1 protein-coding gene is annotated in these 261 nt (G+C 45.6%); it reads right to left on the bottom strand.

Features of this window, described 5'->3' with window-relative positions:
• Window positions 1–261: transposase (locus IGI96_RS19790; protein WP_438785722.1), on the bottom strand; the 261-nt coding region annotated here is incomplete at both ends.

Below are 261 nucleotides of genomic sequence, written 5' to 3'. Positions count from 1 at the left end.
ATGACTGATTGCGACATTGTAGTGTTTTCCTTCTGCTAGTTTTTTCTGGAAATAGACACGCATAGACGGAGACCAAATAGACATGAGTCTGGCGGCTTCATGCAATGCCCAGCGAAGCTGAGAGGAACCTCGTTTGACCATTCGACCAGTTTCAGTCTGATTCATTCCAGACGTAGAGATGGAAGGTTCTGCGCCTGCATAGGCAAGCAATTGATTCGGCGATCGGAAATTATTAATATCTCGAATTTCGGCGAGAATGAC

Source organism: Enterococcus sp. DIV0421 (genome assembly GCF_051713745.1).
In the GTDB taxonomy this organism is placed as follows: domain Bacteria; phylum Bacillota; class Bacilli; order Lactobacillales; family Enterococcaceae; genus Enterococcus_D; species Enterococcus_D casseliflavus.
Note: the sequence above shows the minus strand (reverse complement) of the source record. Positions and strands in the feature narration are given on the sequence as shown.